Origin of the sequence: Verrucosispora sp. WMMA2121 (genome assembly GCF_027460185.1) — a bacterium.
Taxonomy (GTDB): Bacteria; Actinomycetota; Actinomycetes; order Mycobacteriales; family Micromonosporaceae; genus Micromonospora; species Micromonospora palythoicola.
In genome coordinates, this window is the sequence record NZ_JAPZBH010000003.1 from 30,001 (window position 1) to 47,895 (window position 17,895).

Below are 17,895 nucleotides of genomic sequence, written 5' to 3' on the forward strand. Positions count from 1 at the left end.
GCACTCACACAATGACTTCGCATCACTCTTCGGGGTGGTGTGCAGGTGTGTGGGTGGGTAGGGGAGCGTCGTGCCGGGGGTGAAGCAGCCGAGTGATCGAGTTGTGGACGCGGCACGAGTGAGAATGCAGGCATGAGTAGCGAAAGAAGGGTGAGAAACCCTTCCGCCGGATGACCAAGGGTTCCAGGGCCAGGTTAATCCGCCCTGGGTGAGTCGGGACCTAAGGCGAGGCCGAGAGGCGTAGTCGATGGACAACGGGTTGATATTCCCGTACCCGCGAAGGAGCGTCCCTGACGAACCTCGTTGTGCTAACCACCCGAACCAGCCGAGACCTTCGGGTCGAGGTTGGGGAGCGTGGGAACCTGGCGGGTAGTAGTCAAGCGATGGGGTGACGCAGGAAGGTAGCTGAGCCCGGCCGGTGGTTGTGCCGGGGTAAGCGTGTAGACCGCATCATAGGCAAATCCGTGGTGCATGAAGGTTGAGACGTGATGCCGAGCCGAGTCAGGTGAAGTCAGTGATCCTATGCTGCCGAGAAAAGCCTCTAGCGAGTTTCGAGCGGCCCGTACCCCAAACCGACACAGGTGGTCAGGTAGAGAATACCGAGGCGATCGGGCGAACTGTGGTTAAGGAACTCGGCAAATTGCCCCCGTAACTTAGGGAGAAGGGGGGCCGGAGACGTGAAGCCCCGCGCGGGTGGAGCGTTGTATGGCCGCAGAGAGCAGGGGGAAGCGACTGTTTACTAAAAACACAGGTCCATGCGAAGAAGTAATTCGATGTATATGGACTGACGCCTGCCCGGTGCTGGAACGTTAAGGGGACCTGTTAGCTCTTCGGGGCGAAGCGGAGAACTTAAGCGCCAGTAAACGGCGGTGGTAACTATAACCATCCTAAGGTAGCGAAATTCCTTGTCGGGTAAGTTCCGACCTGCACGAATGGCGTAACGACTTCCCCACTGTCTCAACCACAGGCCCGGCGAAATTGCAGTACGAGTAAAGATGCTCGTTACGCGCGGCAGGACGGAAAGACCCCGGGACCTTTACTATAGCTTGACATTGGTATTTGAGTCGGCTTGTGTAGGATAGGTGGGAGCCGGTGAAGCTCATACGCCAGTATGGGTGGAGGCAATCTTGAAATACCACTCTGGTTGATTCGGGTATCTAACTTCGGACCGTTATCCGGTTCAGGGACAGTGTCTGGTGGGTAGTTTAACTGGGGCGGTTGCCTCCTAAAGGGTAACGGAGGCGCCCAAAGGTTCCCTCAGCCTGGTTGGCAATCAGGTGTTGAGTGCAAGTGCACAAGGGAGCTTGACTGTGAGACTGACGGGTCGAGCAGGGACGAAAGTCGGGACTAGTGATCCGGCACTTGCGTGTGGAAGCGGTGTCGCTCAACGGATAAAAGGTACCCCGGGGATAACAGGCTGATCTTCCCCAAGAGTCCATATCGACGGGATGGTTTGGCACCTCGATGTCGGCTCGTCGCATCCTGGGGCTGTAGCAGGTCCCAAGGGTTGGGCTGTTCGCCCATTAAAGCGGTACGCGAGCTGGGTTTAGAACGTCGTGAGACAGTTCGGTCCCTATCCGCCGTGCGCGTAGGATACTTGAGAAGGGCTGTCCCTAGTACGAGAGGACCGGGACGGACGAACCTCTGGTGTGCCAGTTGTCCCGCCAGGGGCACGGCTGGTTAGCTACGTTCGGAAGGGATAACCGCTGAAAGCATCTAAGCGGGAAGCCTGCTTCAAGATGAGGTATCCCACCACCTTCGGGTGGGTAAGGCCCCCAGCTAGACGACTGGGTTGATAGGCCGGAAATGTAAGCCCGGTAACGGGTTCAGTTGACCGGTACTAATAGGCCGAGGACTTGACTACAACGATCGCTCGCGTCCACTGTGTAACTCACAACAAACAAACACACACCCCTGACACGATAGTGTCAGCAAATTGGTGTTGTTTGACATGTTGATAAGGTTACGGCGGTCATGGCGGAGGGGAAACGCCCGGTCACATTCCGAACCCGGAAGCTAAGCCCTCCAGCGCCGATGGTACTGCACCCGGGAGGGTGTGGGAGAGTAGGACACCGCCGGACACACGTCACAGTCGAGGGCCACCCGGAATCGGGTCGGCCCTCGACTGCGTTGCGTCGTTGATACGGCGTACTCAGGAAGGATGTACCTGTGAGTTCAGCACCTCAGGGCGGGGACCGCCCCCGGGGTTACCAGGGTCGACCGGCGGATCGGGACGGCGGACCTCGCCGCGACGACCGCCCGTCGCGCCAGGACCGGGGAGAGGAACGAGGTTCTCGCGACGACCGCGGGTACGGCAGCGACCGCTCCCGGTCCGGCGGCTTCCGTCGAGACGGTGACCGCCGTGAGGGCGGCTTCCGGGACAGTGGCCGCTCGGGCGGTGGCTACCGGGGCGAGCGCAGCGACCGTGGCTTCGGCGGGCGCGACGGCTCCGGCGACCGGGCCCGTGGAACTGGCGGCTTCCGTGGCGGCGAACGCCGCGACTCCGACCGCCGTGAGGGTGGGTTCCGGCGCGACGATGGCGAGCGCTCCGGTTTCCGCGGCGGCGACCGGACAACCGGCGGATTCCGTAGCGAACGCCGTGACGGCGGCGGCTTCCGTCGAGACGGTGACCGCCGTGAGGGCGGCTTCCGGGGCAACGAGCGCGGCGGCAGCGAACGCCGCGAGGGTGGTTTCCGTGGCGGTGACCGTCGTGAGGGTGGTTTCCGCGACGGTGAGCGCCGTGAGGGTGGCTTCCGTGGCGGCGACCGTCGTGAGGGCGGGTTCCGTGGCGGCGACCGTCGTGAGGGTGGCTTCCGTGGCGGCGACCGTCGTGAGGGTGGCTTCCGTGGCGGCGAACGTCGTGAGGGTGGCTTCCGTGGCGGCGACCGTCGTGAGGGTGGCTTCCGTGGCGGCGACCGTCGTGAGGGCGGGTTCCGTGGCGGCGAACGTCGGGACGGCGGGTTCCGTGGGGGCGACCGTCGTGAGGGTGGCTTCCGGGACGGTGAGCGCCGTGAGGGTGGCTTCCGTGGCGGCGACCGCCGCGAGGGTGGCTTCCGGGACGGTGAGCGCCGTGAGGGTGGCTTCCGTGGCGGCGAACGTCGTGAGGGCGGGTTCCGTGGCGGCGACCGTCGTGAGGGTGGTTTCCGCGACGGTGAGCGCCGTGAGGGTGGCTTCCGTGGGGGCGAACGTCGTGAGGGCGGGTTCCGTGGCGGCGACCGTCGTGAGGGTGGTTTCCGCGACGGTGAGCGCCGTGAGGGTGGCTTCCGGGGCGGTGACCGTCGTGAGGGCGGGTTCCGTGGCGGCGACCGTCGGGACGGCGGGTTCCGGGGTGAGCGCCGCGAGGGTGGCTTCCAGGGCCGGGACGGCGCTCGCGGAGCGGGCGGCTTCGCCGATCGCCGCGACGGTGGATTCCGTCGTGGCGCGGATGAGCGTGGCGGCGACCGCCGTGGCGGCGGATTCCGGGACGACCGGGACGGTGAGCGTCGCTTTGGACGGCGTGCGGATGCACCCGGCTCGGCCGATGAGGGGCGTACGGAGGCGCCGGCGCTGCCTGACGAGATCGTCGCGACCGACCTGGACAAGGACGTCCGGGCCGAGCTGCTGTCGCTGGCGAAGCCGGTCGCGGATACCGTCGCCCGGCATCTGGTGGCGACCGGGCAGCTGATCGACGAGGATCCGACCGAGGCGCTCGCCCACGCACTTGCCGCTCGACGGCTCGCATCACGGATCGCCGCGGTACGGGAAGCTGTGGGCTTGGCCGCGTACCACGCGGGGGAGTGGCAGTCGGCAATCGCCGAGCTGCGGACGTACCACCGGATGAGCGGTGCGCAGAGCCACCTTGCGGTGATCGCGGACAGCGAGCGGGCACTGGGCCGGCCCGAGCGTGCCATCGACCTGTTCCGTGGCGCCGACCAGGAGAAGCTCGATCCGGCCGTCGCCGTCGAACTGCTGATCGTCGCTGCCGGCGCCCGTGGCGATCTCGGCCAGCGGGACGCCGCCGTGGCGATGCTCCAGGTCCCCGAGCTGACCACCGATGCCGTGCAGCCGTGGACGGCACGACTGCGGTACGCGTACGCCGACGCTCTGTTGGCCGTGGGACGGCGGACCGAGGCGCGGGAGTGGTTCTCCCGTGCGGCGGAGGTGGACGCCGAGGCGGAGACCGACGCCGCCGAGCGGCTGCTCGAACTCGACGGTGTGGTCATCGAGGGCGACGACGAGGACGAGGTGGCCGAGGAACTGGCTGCCGGTCCGGGTGCCCCTGGTGCGGTGCCGGCCCGTCCGGACGCCGGCTCGTCGAGCGTGACGGTCGACAGCGACCAGGATGACCCGGCCGGGGACGACCTCGGGTCGGACGAGCCGATGGTCGAGGCGACGGTCGACGCGGACCCCACGGCCCAGGACCTGGCGGCCGACCCGCCGGACACTGACGATGAGGGGAACGCGGACGCGGAGCCGGCCGGCGGGACCACCCGCGAGGCGGAGGGGACCGAGGAACCGGAGGCACGGCAGCGATGAGCGGGGACCGGCTGGTCGACGGTTACGCCCTGGTCGTCTTCGACCTGGACGGGGTGATCTACCTGATCGACCAGCCGATTCCCGGCGCGGTCGAGACGGTCGCGCGGCTGCACGGTGAGGGCCGCGCGGTCGCGTACGCGACGAACAACGCCTCGCGTCGCGCCGCCGACGTGGCCGACCTGCTCACCGGGATGGGTGTGCCGGCCCGACCGGAGGAGGTTCTCACCAGCGCCGCCGCGGCCGCCCAACTGCTGGGTAAGCGCCTACCGGCCGGTGCGCCGGTGCTGGTGGTGGGAGCCGACGCGCTCCGAGCGGAAATCAGCGAGGCCGGCCTCAAGCCGGTCGCCACCGCCGACGAGGCCCCGGTCGTGGTCGTCCAGGGGTACGGCCCACAGGTCGGCTGGGCCGATCTCGCCGAGGCGGCGGTGGCGGTACGGGCCGGCGCGACCTGGGTGGCCACGAACACCGACCGCACCCTGCCCAGCGGACGTGGCCCGTTGCCCGGCAACGGCGCTCTGGTGGCCGCGCTGGCCACCGCGCTCGGCCGGGACCCGGACGAGATCGTCGGCAAGCCCGCACCGGAGCTGTTCGCCACCGCCGCCCGGCGGGCGGACGGCGCTGCGGCGGTGGTCGTGGGCGACCGGCTGGACACCGACATCGAGGGCGCGAACCGGGCCGGCCTGGACAGCCTGCTGGTCCTCACCGGGGTCAGTGACGCCGCCGAGCTGCTCGCCGCGCCCGCCGAGCGACGGCCGACGTACGTCTCGTGGGATCTGACCGGGCTCTTCGACGCCGATGGTGTGGTGCGGGTGCCGGCACCGGACGCCGACCACGGCGGCTGGCAGGTGAGCACCGGAACCGACGAGTGGCGGCTGTCCGGGGCGGGACGTGAGCTGGACGCGCTCGCCGCACTTTGTGCGGCTGCCTGGCGCGGCCACCGGGTCGGCCCGGTCCGGCCGGAGTCGCCGGCTGCGGGCCAGGCGTTGGCGCGGCTCGGCCTGGTCTCCTGACCGGCTCAGAGCAGCTTGCGCAGCTTCATCAGGTCGAACGGGTTGGCCTTGATCGACACGCGGCGGTTGGCGACCGCGCGGGTGACGTCGAGGTCACCGCGCACCAGGGCCACCAGATCGTCACTGGTGGTGCTCATGGCGATCTTCGCCTTCGGGTCGTCGCCGTCGGCGAGCTCTACCAGCCGGCCGCCGGTGATCCGACCGTGGAAGGCGGTCTCCAGGTCGGTGATCCGGCAGGCCAGGGTGCGATCCAGGTCCACGCGATCACGGACGGTCTCCGCGTTGCGTTCGAGCCGGGCGGCCAGATCCTGCAACGCCTGCCGACACTCGTCCACCGTGGCCACCGATCGCCTCCTCGCCACACCACGTCGTCTCCCGGCACCGTACCGCACGGGACGGTTCCGACGGCCCGGTAGCGTGACACGTGCACAGCCGCCGGGCGAAAGGACTCAGGCATGCAGGACGCGTGGCGCGCCTACCTCGAACTGGCCATGGGCCTGACGGAGGCGCCCCGGAAGAAGGCACAGGACGCGGTACGCCGGGCGATGGGGTCAACCGGTGCCACGGCCGCTCAGCTGCAGACCCTGGCCGAGGAGTTGCGGTCGACCGGTGCGGCCAACCGCGAGGCCCTGACCAAGCTGGTGCGGTTCGAGGTCGAGCGGGCGCTCGGTGTGGTGGGCCTGGCCACCGCTGAGGAGGTCGCCGAACTGGACCGCCGGGTGCGCGAGCTGGAACGCCAACTCCGGGCTACCGGCGGGTCTCCCACCGGCGGCACCGCGCCCGGCCCCGTGACGACCGCCGGCACCGCCGACAGCCCCTCGGTGGGCACCCCGCCGACCGCAGCCGCGGCCCCACCGGCGAAGACGGTCGCGAAGAAGGCGGTCGCGAAGAAGGCGGTGGCGAAGAAGACCGTGGCCACGAAGGGAGGCGGCACGGTCGTGCGTACCGCCGATGGTGAGCCGGCGCCGCGACCGGCCAAGGCCGCGCCGCCGCGCCCGCCGCGCCCGGACGGTGTCGCGTGACCGGGCGCCCCGTCGGGGCCGCACGCGGCGACACGGCCCCCGGCCACCGTGCCGGGCCGGCCCCGCGCGAGGTGGCGGCATGACCGCGCCGCTGCCAGGTCCGACCGGTCCGCGCCCCGGCCCACCGCCGCAGCGCTGGACCGGCGAGAACGGGCAGGACGACGCTCATCCGGCGGTCGACGCCGCCGTGCGGGCGATCGCCAACGCCGCGACGCTGGGCCCCGCCGACCAGATCGCTCAGTACGAGGCCGCGTACCAGACGCTGCGGGAGACGCTGGCCACCATCGACCAGGCCTGAGGAGGCGCGTCCGTCCATGGCACGGCGTAACCGGTTGGACGCCGAACTCGTCCGTCGCGGTCTGGCCCGCTCCCGCGAGCAGGCGGTCGCGCTGGTGGAGGCCGGCCGCGTGCAGCTGCGTGGGGTGCCGGCCCGCAAGGCCGCCGCCATGGTCGATCCCGCCGATCCGCTGCTGGTCAGCGGTGCCGACCCGACCTCGGAGTACGTCTCCCGGGGTGGGCACAAGCTGGCCGGCGCGCTCGCCGCCTTCGCCCCCGCCGGGCTGGTGGTGGCCGGTCGACGCTGCCTCGACGCCGGCGCGTCCACCGGCGGTTTCACCGACGTGCTGCTGCGCGCCGACGCTGCCGAGGTGGTCGCGGTGGACGTCGGTTACGGCCAACTGGCCTGGTCGCTGCGGAATGACTCCCGGGTGCGGGTTCACGAACGCACGAACGTGCGGACGCTGACTCCCGAGTCGATCGATGGCCCGGTCGACCTGACCGTCGCCGACCTGTCGTTCATCTCGTTGCGGCTGGTGCTGCCGGCCCTGGCGGCGTGCACCCGGGCCGACGGTGACCTGGCCCTGATGGTCAAACCGCAGTTCGAGGTGGGTCGCGAGCGGGTCGGCGCCGGTGGGGTGGTGCGCGATCCGGAGCTTCGGGCGCAAGCGGTGCTGGATGTCGCCGCGGCGGCCGCGACGCTGCGGTTGGGGCTGGCGGACCTGGCGGCCAGCCCGCTGCCCGGGCCGAGCGGCAACGTCGAGTTCTTCGTATGGTTACGCCGGGATGCGCCACCGGCCGACCCGGACCGGGTACGGACCGTGGTGACGGCCGGGCCACGCGGCCCGGTGCCGTCCGGCGACCGGCCGGACGAGGCGACGGAGGAGGTGGCCACGTGAGCGAGCGAAGCGAGCGAACCATTTGGCGCAGCAGCGCGGGGGCTCGCGTCGCCGGCGCGCGGAGCGGGGCGGCGACGTGAGCGAGCGAAGCGAGCGAACCGTCTGGCGCGGCAGCGTGGCGGCGCGCGCCGCCGGTGAGCGGAGCGGGGCGGCCGCGTGAGCCGGTGCCAGCGAGTTGACCATCGGCGCGGTGTTCCCGGGCAGGAGTCACGGTGACCCGCACCGCCCTGTTGGTGACGCACACCGGCCGACGGCGCAGCACCGAGCATGCCCGTACGGTCGCCGCGGACCTGATCGCCGCCGGATTCGAGGTGCGGGTGGTGGCCGAGGAGGCCGAGGACCTCGACCTGCCGGGCACGGTACCGGTGGCCGGGCCGGAGGCGGCCGAGGGAGCCGAGATCGTCTTCGCGCTCGGCGGGGACGGCACGTTCCTGCGCGCCGCGGAGCTGGCCCGGCCGGCGAAGGTGCCGTTGCTCGGCATCAACCTCGGCAAGGTCGGGTTTCTCGCCGAGGCGGAGATCGACGATCTCGACGTGGCGGTACGTGACGTGGTCAGCCGTAACTACAGCGTCGACGAACGACTGACCCTCGACGTGACGGCCGAATTCGACGGCGGGCCGACCATCGAGTCGTGGGCCCTCAACGAGATCAGCGTCGAGAAGGGCGAGCGGGCCCAGATGCTGGAACTGCTGGTGGACGTCGACGGGCGGCCGCTGTCCCGGTACGGCTGCGACGGCGTGGTCTGCGCCACGCCCACCGGCTCCACCGCGTACGCCTTCTCCGGCGGGGGGCCGGTGGTCTGGCCCGAGGTGGAGGCGTTGCTGCTGGTGCCGATCAGCGCGCACGCCTTGTTCAGCCGGCCGCTGGTGACGGCACCCACCTCCACCATGACGATAACCGTCGACCCGTTCACCACGCTGGCTGTGCTCTGCTGCGACGGGCGGCGGGTCTACGACCTGCCTCCCGGCGCCCGGGTCACGGTGCGGCGGGGCGCCCTGCCGGTACGCGTCGTCCGGCTGCGGGACCGGTCGTTCACCGCGCGTCTGGTGGCCAAGTTCGACCTTCCGGTGCACGGCTGGCGGGGCAACCGTCGCTGACGTCGGCGGCCGCGCCGGCTGGTCAAGTGTCGGGCCACGCGTCTACTGTCGGTTGCTGTGCTGGAGGAGCTACGCATCACCGGACTGGGTGTCATCGAGGACACGACGTTGCCGCTGACCGGCGGCATGAACGTCATCACCGGCGAGACCGGTGCCGGCAAGACGATGGTGGTGACCGGGCTCGGCCTGCTCTTCGGTGGTCGGGCCGACGCCGGCCGGGTGCGTGCCGAACCTGGCCGCGCCGTCGTCGAGGGCCGGCTGCGTCTGGGTGGCCGGGTGGCCGAGACGGTGCACGCCCGGATCACCGACGCCGGAGGCGAACCCGACGAGGACGGCTGCCTGCTGCTGAGCCGTACGGTCACGGTGGAGGGTCGGTCCCGGGCCCACCTGGGTGGTCGCGGGATGCCGGTGTCGATGCTCGGCGAGGTCGGTGAGCAGGCCGTCGCGGTCCACGGCCAGTCCGACCAGCTGCGGTTGCTGCGCCCGGCGGAGCAGCGGGCCGCGTTGGACCGGTTCGCCGGTCCCGAGCACGAGAAGCTGCTCGACGCGACGCGGGACGCGTTCACCCGCTGGCGTCGGGTGGTCGACGACCTGGCCGACCGGCGACGCAACGCGCGGGAACGCCACCAGGAGACCGACCTGCTGCGGCTGGGCCTCGACGAGATCACCCGGGTTGATCCGCAGCCGGGTGAGGACGACGAGCTGAAGGCGGAGGCGCAACGACTGGAGCACGCCGAAGGTCTGCGTACCGCGGCTCAGCTGGCCCACCAGTGCGTGGCCGGCGGGTTGGAGGCCACCGACGACACGCCGGACGCCTCGACGCTGCTCGGCACCGCCCGGCGCACGCTCGAGGCGCAGGCCGGCACCGATCCGGCGCTCGGTGAACTGGCCGTGCGCCTGGAGGAGGCGGCCACGCTCGTCGCCGACGTGTCGGTGGAGCTGTCCACGTACCTCGCCGGCCTGGACGCCGATCCGGCCCGGCTGCAGGCCCTCTACGAGCGACGGGCCGCGTTGCGCGCGTTGACCCGCAAGTACGCCGACGACGTCGACGGTGTGATCGCCTGGGCGGAGCGGGCCCGGACCCGACTGTCCGAGCTGGACAACTCCGACGAGCTGCTCGACGAGCTGGATCGGGAGGCGTCCCGGTTGGCCGGTGAGGTGGCCGAGCTGGCCGGCCGGCTGTCGGTGTCCCGGCAGGAGGCGGCGGCGCGCTTCGCCGAGCAGGTCACCGTCGAGCTGGCCGGGTTGGCGATGCCGCACGCCCGGATCGAGGTGGCGGTGCTGCCCCGACCCGCCGGTCGGGCCGAACCGACGTTGCCGGTCAACGGGGTCGAGGTCGGCGTCGGACCCGACGGCGGCGACGAGGTCGAGCTGCGGCTGCTGGCCCATCCCGGCGCACCGTCCCTGCCCCTGCAACGGGGTGCCTCCGGCGGCGAGCTGTCCCGGGTGATGCTCGCCATCGAGGTGGTCTTCGCCGGTTCCGGCGGCCCACCGACGCTGGTCTTCGACGAGGTCGACGCGGGCGTGGGCGGCCAGGCGGCGGTGGAGATCGGCCGCCGGCTGGCCCGGCTGGCCCGCAGCCACCAGGTCCTGGTGGTGACCCACCTGCCGCAGGTCGCCGCCTTCGCCGACCGGCACCTGGTGGTGGCCAAGGACACCGGCGGCGCGGTCACCACCAGCGGCGTCCGGGTGGTGGAGGACACCGAGCGGGCCCGGGAACTCGCCCGGATGCTCGCGGGTTTGCCGGATTCGGATCTGGGTATCGCCCACGCCGAGGAACTCCTGGCCGTGGCGGCCAGGGAACGGCGGTCCTGAGACCGCGATTGTGAGCGGAGGCACACCGGCCTTCGCCCATGTGTGCTTCCCTGGGTAGGCGGCCCTGCTCAGGCATGTCGCGACAGATTCCCCTGCCTCACATGCCAGGATGGTCACGATGCGTCTACCCACGTTGCGCCGGGCCCGGAACGCGGAACCGGGACAGATCCTCGGCACCGCGCGCCTGGACCGCCGTACGAAACGGCTGGTCGGCCGGCTCCGCCCCGGCGACATCGCGGTCATCGACCACGTCGACCTGGACCGGGTCGCCGCCGACTCGCTCGTCGCGGTCGGTGTCGGTGCGGTGCTCAACGCCAAGCCGTCGGTCTCCGGCCGTTACCCCAACCTCGGGCCGGAGGTGCTGATCTCGGCGGGCATCCCGCTGCTCGACGACCTCGGCGAGGGCGTCTTCGAGCGGATCCGTGAGGGCGACACGGTGCGCATCGAGGGCAACACCGTCTACCTGGACGACGATCCGGTGGCACACGGCAGCCTCCAGGACGCCGAGAGCGTGGCCAAGGCGATGACCGACGCCCGGGAGGGCCTGTCGGTGCAGTTGGAGGCGTTCGCCGCCAACACGATGGACTACCTCAAGCAGGAGCGCGACCTGCTGCTCGACGGTGTCGGAGTGCCCGAGATCGCCACCGAGGTGCAGGGCCGGCACTGTCTGATCGTGGTCCGGGGCTACGACTACAAGGCCGACCTGGACGTGCTGCGCCCGTACATCCGGGAGTTCAAGCCGGTGCTGATCGGCGTCGACGGGGGCGCCGACGCCCTGGTCGAGGCGGGCTACACCCCCGATATGATCATCGGTGACATGGATTCGGTCACCGACGACGTGCTGCGCTGCGGCGCCGAGGTCATCGTGCACGCGTACCCGGACGGGCGGGCGCCGGGACTGCCCCGCGTCAACGGCCTCGGTGTGCCGGCGGTGACCTTCCCCGCCGCCGCCACCAGCGAGGATCTCGCCATGCTGCTGGCCGACGAGAAGGGCGCCTCGCTGATCGTCGCGGTGGGGACCCATGCCACGCTCGTCGAGTTCCTCGACAAGGGGCGCGGCGGCATGGCGTCGACGTTCCTCACCCGCCTCAAGGTCGGTGGCAAGCTGGTCGACGCCAAGGGCGTCAGCCGGCTGTACCGGCAGAGCATCTCGGGGTCGTCCCTGCTGCTGCTGGTCCTGTCGGCGCTGGCCGCCATGGCGTCGGCGGTGGCCGTCTCCACCGTCGGCAAGGCGTACCTGGGCGTGGTCTCCGAGTGGTGGGACAATTTCGTGTTCCAGCTCGGCCAGCTCTTCTAGCTCCCGACCGATCAAGAGGCTTCAAGCGTGATCAACTTCCGGTACCACGTGGTGTCCCTGACCGCGGTCTTCCTCGCCCTGGCGATCGGCCTGGTGGTGGGTACCGCCGCGCTCAACGGTCCGGTCGCGGACTCGCTCCGGGAGACCGTCAACGAACTGCGCAAGGACAACCAGCAGATGCGCCAGGCGGTCCAGAACATGCAACGGGAACTGGAGCTGGAGGAGGAGTTCGCCGCCGAGATGGCCCAGGTGATGCTGCCGGGCACGCTCAGCGGCAAGCGGGTGCTGGTGCTCAGCCTGCCCACCGGTCGCGAGCACACCGACGGGGTGCTCAACATGCTCCAGCTGGCCGGTGCCGACGTCACCGGGCGGGTCGACCTGCAGGACAAGTTCATCAACCCGGAGAACAACAACGACCTGCTCGAACTGGCGGTCACCGCGGCCCGGCCGACCGACGCGCCGACCGCGGGGCTACCCGGCAACGGTCACGGCGTCGAGACCTCCAGCGCCCTGCTGGCCACCGTGCTGCTGGACCAGCCCGCCGGCGCCGAGCCGGTCACCGAGGCCGACCGGCGGGCGGTGCTGGCCGCGTACGGCAACGCCAACTACCTGACCACCGGCGACCGGATCACCGCACCGGCGGAGGCCGTCGTGGTGGTCAGCGGGCAGCCGTACGTGGACAAGGACTCCGCCAAGAAGGACGAGTCCGTGGTCAAGATCGCCGAGCAGTTCGACCGGACCGGGGCGATCGTGGTGGCCGGCAACGGCTCGGCCGGCGGGAACCTGGTGGCCTTCGTCCGGGGTGACGCGGTGCTCGCCCAGACCATCTCGACGATCGACAACGCCAACACCGTCCAGGGGCAGCTGGTCACCACCCTGGCGCTGGTGCAGCAGCTCGCCGACCGTAAGGCCGGTCACTTCGGCGTCGGTGACAGCGCTGCCTCGCTGGTGCCTAGACTGCCCCAGTGAACCCTTCCGCCCTTTGCGGGGGCGGACCTGTCGACGGGTCGCCGGAGGTGCGCCCACGCCGAGCGGGGCGGGTTGACGGGGGTTCAGTTGCCTGACGGGCGCCAGGTGCCCGATCCGACGATCTCCGCCGGCCGGCGGGAGGGGATGGCGTGAGTGAGCGGGACGGTGACGTGACGGTCTTCGGTCGACTCCTGGTGGCCGGGGCCGGGGCGGTCGCCGCCCGGTACGCGCTCCGCGTGATCCGCACCGCACCGCCCGCGCCGGCCCTGGAACGGACCAACTTCCGGGGACGCACCGTGACCCTCGCCGGCGGGCCGGCCCTCGCATTGGCGGCCTCGGGCGCCGCGGCCTGCGGAGCGGCGAGCACGCCGGCTGCGGCGGCCACCCTGGTCGCCGGGCTCGGCGCCGGCGCCGTGGGCCTCTACGACGACGTCGTCGGTGCCCGCCCGGAGCAGAAGGCGGCCAAGGGTTTCGCCGGGCACCTGGCCGCGTTGCGACAGGGCCGGGTCACCGCCGGCCTCGTCAAGATCGTCGGAGTGGGTGCGGCCGGTCTGGGGGCGGCGGTCCTGCTCGCCGCCGATCGCGACGTGGCGGGGCATCCCCGTCGGCGCCGACCGGGCGCGGTGGGGCGGGGCGTCGACGTGCTGCTCGGCGCCGGGGTGGTGGCCGGCACGGCGAACCTGGTCAACCTGCTCGACCTGCGTCCGGGACGGGCGTTGAAGTCGGGTCTGCTGCTCGGTGCCCCGCTGAGCGGCGGCCGCCACGGCGGGATCGCCTCGGGCGCGGCCGGTGCCGCCGCCGGGCTGCTCCCCGCCGACCTCGCCGAGGACGTGATGCTCGGCGACAGCGGCGCGAACGCCCTCGGTGCGGTGCTCGGGGTGGCGCTGGCCGCCCGGACCGGCCCGGTCGGCCGGGCCGGGCTGCTGGCCGTCCTCGCCGGGCTCACCGCCGCCAGCGAGAAGGTGAGCTTCACGAAGGTCATCGCGAGCACGCCGGGGCTGCGTGAACTCGACGCGCTGGGCCGACGCGCCGACTGACGTGACCAGACCGGCCCCCCTCGTCGGCGCCGGCCGGGTGGCCGGAGCGGCCGCCCTCATCGCCGCGCTCACCGTGCTCAGCAGGCTGGCCGGATTCGGGCGTACCGCCGTGTTCACCTGGGTGGTGCAGGGCAGCGACCTGGGCGCGATGTACCTGCTCGCGAACACCATCCCGAACATCATCTTCGAGATCGTCGCCGGTGGGGCGTTGGCCAGCCTGGTCGTACCGCTGCTCGCCGGAGCGGTCGCGGCGGGGGACCGGCGGACGGTCGCGGCCACCACCGGCGCGCTGCTCACCTGGACGGTGACGCTGCTCGTGCCGCTCGCGGCGCTGGTGGCGCTGGGCGCCGGGCCGATCATCAACGCGCTCGGCGACGGCCGGTCACCGCAGGAGTTGGCGGCCGCCGCCCGGATGCTGCGGGTGTTCGCGCCGCAACTGCCGCTGTACGGCGTCGGCATCGTGCTCACCGGCGTGCTCCAGGCGCACCGCCGGTTCGCCTGGCCGGTGATCGCCCCGCTGTTGTCCAGCCTCACGGTCGTCGTGGTCTACCTGGTCTTCGCCGGGGTCGCCGGTACCGGAGCCAGCGTGGCGCAGGCGGGCCGCAGCGGTGAGCTGGTCCTGTCGGTGGGCACCACCCTCGGCGTGGTGGTGCTGTCGCTGTCGCTGCTGATCCCGCTGCGTCGGCTGCGGCTGCCGCTGCGCCCCGGGTACGCGTTGCCGGCCGACGCCCGGGTCCGGGTCCGCGGGCTGGCGGTGGCCGGCGTGGTGACGGTCACCGCCCAGCAGGTCGCGCTGGCGGTGATCCTCTATCGGCTCTCCAGCGGTCGGACCGAGGCGTTCCAGGTGTTCAATCTGGCGCAGACGTTCTACCTGCTGCCCTGGGCGGTGCTGGCGGTGCCGCTGGCCACCGCCGCGTACCCGGCCCTGGCCACGGCGGCAGGCGCGGACGAGCCGACCTACCGGAAGGTGCTGTCGGCGACGCTGCGTGGGGTGCTGTTGTGCAGCTTCCTCGGTGCCGCGGCGCTGGTCGGTGCGGCCGGTCCGATCGGTCGGTTCTTCCCGCTCGACAGCGCCGCGACCGCCGCCGCGATCGCCGGCTACGCGCCGGGGCTGCTCGGGTACGGGCTGTTCGCGGTGTTGTCGCGCGCGTTGTACGCCCGAGGTGCGACGCGGGCGGCGACCGTCACCATCACCGCCGGCTGGCTGGCGGTCCCGCTGGTGTTGCTTCCGCTGTCGGCGCTGCTCCCGGTGGCCGATCGGGTGCTGGCGGTGGCGTTGGCCAACTCGGCGGGAATGCTGCTGCTCGGGGCGCTGCTGCTGGTCGCGGTCGCCCGGTCGGCCGGACGGGAGGCGCTCGCCGGTGCCGGCCGGGCCGCCGGTGCCGGTCTGCTGGCCGGCGGTACGGCCGCCGTCGTGGCCGTGGCGACGCTGCGGCTGCTGGACGCCGGGGGCGACCCCCCGGCGCGGTGGACGGCACTGATGCAGGGCATGCTGTCCGGAGTCCTGGTCGCTGTCGTGTTCCTCGCCGTGGTGTGGCTGGTCGACCGGCAGGACCTGCGGCCACTGCTGACCGGCCTGGGTCGACGCCTGCGCCGGGCCCGGCCAGCCGACCGGAAGGAGGAGGCGTCCCGGTGAGCGCGAGGAGTGAGCTTGCGAGCCCCGCAGTCGCGAACGGAAGGCTGGTTCGGTGAGCGCGAGGAGTGAGCTTGCGAGCCCCGCAGTCGCGAACGGAAGGCTGGTTCGGTGAGCGCGAGGAGTGAGCTTGCGAGCCCCGCAGTCGCGAACGAAGGGTCGGTCCGGTGAGTGCGTCGAACGGGTCGGCGGCCGTCGCGGGTCGGCCGGGGACGGTGGTGCTGCTGCTGGCGTCCAGCACCGGCGGGGTCGGCCAGCATGTCCGATCGGTGGCGCGGGGGTTGGTCGCGGCCGGGCGGCCGGTGCTGGTCTGCGGGCCGGCGGCGACCCAGGAGCAGTTCGACTTCGTGGGTGCCGGTGCCCGGTTCCGGCCGGTGGAGATCCCGGCGAGTCCCACGCCGGCTGACGCCCGGGCGGTGGGCACCCTGCGCCGGCTGCTCGCCGCCGAGCCGGCCGACGTGGTGCACGCGCACGGGCTGCGCGCCGGGCTGGTGGCGGTGCTGGCCCGGCCGGTGGCTCCACTCGTGGTCACCTGGCACAACGCCGTGCTGGCCGGCGGGGTACGCGGTGCCCTGTCCCGGCTGGTGGAGCGGATCGTGGCGCGGGGTGCCCGGGTGACCCTCGGTGCCTCCGCCGACCTGGTGGCGCGGGCCGTCGCGTTGGGCGCCCAGGACGCCCGGCTCGCCCCGGTCGCCGCTCCGGAACTGCCCGCGCCGCGTCGTCGCCGGGCCGCCGTGCGGGCCGAGTTCGCCGTCGCCGCCGACCAGCCGTTGATCCTGTCGGTCGGCCGGCTGCATCCGCAGAAGCGGTACGACGTGCTGGTGGATGCCGCCGCCCGCTGGCGCGAGCGCACCCCGCCGCCGGTGGTCGTGATCGCCGGCAGCGGACCGGCCTACCTGCCGCTGGCCGCGCGGATCAGCGCCGCCCGGGCGCCGGTCACCCTGCTGGGGCACCGCACCGACGTGGCTGACCTGCTCACCGGTGCCGACCTGGCGGTGGTCACCAGCGACTGGGAGGCCCGTCAACTGTTCGCGCAGGAGGCGTTGCGGGCCGGCGTACCGCTGGTGGCGACCGCGGTGGGTGGGCTGCCGGAACTGGTCGGCGACGCGGCGGTGCTGGTGTCCCCGGGCGATGTGGACGCGGTCGACGCGGCGGTGCGGGGCCTGCTCGACGACGAGGCCGGCCGCGCCGAGCTGGCGCGGCGCGGTGCCGCGCGGGCGTCGACCTGGCCGACCGAGACGCAGACTCTCGCCCAACTGCTGGCGCTCTACGCCGAGCTGGTGCCCGGCCCGGCCGGGCCGGCGACGCCGGGCGCCGACACCCCGTCGACGGGACGCCGGTGATGCTGCGCCGCATCGCGCCGATCCTGCTCACCGTGCTGGTGGTGGCGCTCGGGGTCACCGCGCTGGCCGCCCGCCCGCAGAGTCCACCGTCTCGACCGAGCGCCGACTACGTGGTCCTCGTCGGGGTGGCCGGGCTGCGCTGGGACGACGTGGACCCGGAGCGTACGCCGACGTTGTGGCGGCTGGCCCGGGAAGGCTCGATCGGGTCACTGTCGGTGCGTTCGGCGCACCGGCCCACCTGTCCCGTGGACGGCTGGCTGACCCTCGGCGCGGGCAGCTTCGCCGCCTGGCCCGGCAACCGGGACGGGGACGGGCAGTGCGCGCCCGTCGACGTGACGGTGGACCAGCCGGACGGCATCGGTGCGAACCTGCCGGAGCAGGAGAGCGTGGTCCTGCACAACCAGGAGCGGCTGCCGTGGGGCACGGTGCCCGGTGCGCTGTCGGAGTCGGTGCGGTGCTCGGTGGCGGTCGGACCGGGCGCGGCGGTGGCCGCCGCCCGCCCGTTCGGCCGGGTCGACCGGTACGCGCCGACGCTGCCCGAGGAACCGGCCGGACTGCTTGGTTCGTGTGTGCTCAGCATCGTCGACCTCGGCACGGTGGCGGGCGAGGATCCGGCGGTGCGGGCGGCGGCGGCCGAATCCGCCGACGCCGAACTGGCCCGGGTGCTGGCCGGTCGACCGCCACGTTCACTGGTGATCGTCGCCGGGGTCAGCGACACCGAGCGGCCGTCCCGGCTGCACGTGGCCGTCGCCCACGGTCCCGGCTGGGAGGAGGGCTGGCTGACCTCGCCCAGCACGGACCGCCGTGGCTATCTGCAACTGATCGACCTGGCCCCGACCGCGCTGGCCGCCCTGGGCCGCCCGATGCCGGACCGGCCCTTCCTCGGCCGGCCCGCCGAGTCGGTCGGTGACCGGCCCGCCGACCTGTCCGCCGCGATCGCCGAGCCGGCGGACGCGGATCGGGAGGCCGCCGCCCAGCGGGA

At 72.2% G+C, this 17,895-nt stretch carries 14 protein-coding genes, 2 rRNA genes and 1 pseudogene (1 of these 17 only partly in view); 15 read left to right on the top strand and 2 right to left on the bottom strand.

Annotated features, from left to right (window positions below; translation table 11 throughout):
* Positions 1-1,864 (top strand): 23S ribosomal RNA (locus O7605_RS00520) (it extends 1,246 nt beyond the left edge of the window).
* A 100-nt stretch (positions 1,865-1,964) separates the two neighbouring features.
* A 5S ribosomal RNA gene (gene rrf, locus O7605_RS00525) occupies positions 1,965-2,081 on the top strand.
* A 94-nt stretch (positions 2,082-2,175) separates the two neighbouring features.
* Here the strand turns inward: rrf and O7605_RS00530 are convergent.
* Positions 2,176-3,642 carry a hypothetical protein gene (locus O7605_RS00530; RefSeq protein WP_269737406.1) on the bottom strand — a complete coding sequence of 489 codons (1,467 nt, stop codon included), beginning with the start codon at positions 3,640-3,642 and terminating at the stop codon, positions 2,176-2,178.
* On the opposite strand from O7605_RS00530, the gene O7605_RS00535 reads away from it, so the two are divergent.
* Both O7605_RS00535 and O7605_RS00540 read left to right on the top strand, forming a co-directional pair.
* On the top strand, positions 3,601-4,515 hold the full coding sequence (locus O7605_RS00535; protein ID WP_443083852.1) for a tetratricopeptide repeat protein: 915 nt from the start codon (positions 3,601-3,603) through the stop codon (positions 4,513-4,515). The genes O7605_RS00530 and O7605_RS00535 overlap by 42 nt on opposite strands.
* Positions 4,512-5,525 carry an HAD-IIA family hydrolase gene (locus O7605_RS00540; protein WP_269737393.1) on the top strand — a complete coding sequence of 338 codons (1,014 nt, stop codon included), beginning with the start codon at positions 4,512-4,514 and terminating at the stop codon, positions 5,523-5,525. The genes O7605_RS00535 and O7605_RS00540 overlap by 4 nt, the downstream gene beginning before the upstream one ends.
* Before the next feature lie 5 nt (positions 5,526-5,530).
* Here O7605_RS00540 and O7605_RS00545 read toward each other — a convergent pair whose 3' ends face one another.
* A complete protein-coding gene (locus tag O7605_RS00545) occupies positions 5,531-5,869 on the bottom strand; it encodes an SCP2 sterol-binding domain-containing protein (RefSeq protein WP_164450069.1) in 339 nt (112 codons plus the stop codon).
* Positions 5,870-5,980: 111 nt separating this feature from the next.
* Between O7605_RS00545 and O7605_RS00550 the strand changes: the two genes are divergently transcribed.
* The 11 genes and pseudogenes from O7605_RS00550 to O7605_RS00600 form a co-directional block, all read left to right on the top strand.
* A complete protein-coding gene (locus O7605_RS00550) occupies positions 5,981-6,547 on the top strand; it encodes a phasin family protein (protein WP_269737394.1) in 567 nt (188 codons plus the stop codon).
* 79 nt (positions 6,548-6,626) lie between these two features.
* Positions 6,627-6,845, top strand: a complete 219-nt coding sequence (locus tag O7605_RS00555) for a hypothetical protein (protein ID WP_269737395.1) — start codon at positions 6,627-6,629, stop codon at positions 6,843-6,845.
* 16 nt (positions 6,846-6,861) lie between these two features.
* Positions 6,862-7,722 (top strand): TlyA family RNA methyltransferase, encoded by an 861-nt coding sequence (locus O7605_RS00560; RefSeq protein WP_269737396.1) that lies wholly within the window; start codon positions 6,862-6,864, stop codon positions 7,720-7,722.
* Positions 7,723-7,934: 212 nt separating this feature from the next.
* Positions 7,935-8,819 carry an NAD kinase gene (locus O7605_RS00565; protein ID WP_269737397.1) on the top strand — a complete coding sequence of 295 codons (885 nt, stop codon included), beginning with the start codon at positions 7,935-7,937 and terminating at the stop codon, positions 8,817-8,819.
* Between the two features lie 57 nt (positions 8,820-8,876).
* Complete coding sequence (gene recN, locus O7605_RS00570; protein WP_269737398.1) at positions 8,877-10,634, top strand: DNA repair protein RecN; 1,758 nt, start codon at positions 8,877-8,879, stop codon at positions 10,632-10,634.
* A gap of 118 nt (positions 10,635-10,752) precedes the next feature.
* The gene (gene steA, locus O7605_RS00575) at positions 10,753-11,931 is read left to right on the top strand and encodes a putative cytokinetic ring protein SteA (RefSeq protein WP_269737399.1); all 1,179 of its coding nucleotides are present in this window, start codon (positions 10,753-10,755) and stop codon (positions 11,929-11,931) included.
* 27 nt (positions 11,932-11,958) lie between these two features.
* Positions 11,959-12,900, top strand: a complete 942-nt coding sequence (locus O7605_RS00580) for a copper transporter (protein WP_269737400.1) — start codon at positions 11,959-11,961, stop codon at positions 12,898-12,900.
* A 170-nt stretch (positions 12,901-13,070) separates the two neighbouring features.
* Positions 13,071-13,937 (top strand): hypothetical protein, encoded by an 867-nt coding sequence (locus O7605_RS00585; protein ID WP_269737405.1) that lies wholly within the window; start codon positions 13,071-13,073, stop codon positions 13,935-13,937.
* Between the two features lies 1 nt (position 13,938).
* Positions 13,939-15,573, top strand: coding sequence for a murein biosynthesis integral membrane protein MurJ (gene murJ / locus O7605_RS00590; protein WP_269737401.1), 1,635 nt, complete (start codon positions 13,939-13,941; stop codon positions 15,571-15,573).
* Positions 15,574-15,737: 164 nt separating this feature from the next.
* Positions 15,738-16,913 carry a glycosyltransferase family 4 protein gene (locus O7605_RS00595; RefSeq protein ID WP_269737402.1) on the top strand — a complete coding sequence of 392 codons (1,176 nt, stop codon included), beginning with the start codon at positions 15,738-15,740 and terminating at the stop codon, positions 16,911-16,913.
* Positions 16,913-17,895: pseudogene (locus tag O7605_RS00600) on the top strand (hypothetical protein); the annotation flags it as partial. The gene O7605_RS00595 and the pseudogene O7605_RS00600, both read left to right, overlap by 1 nt.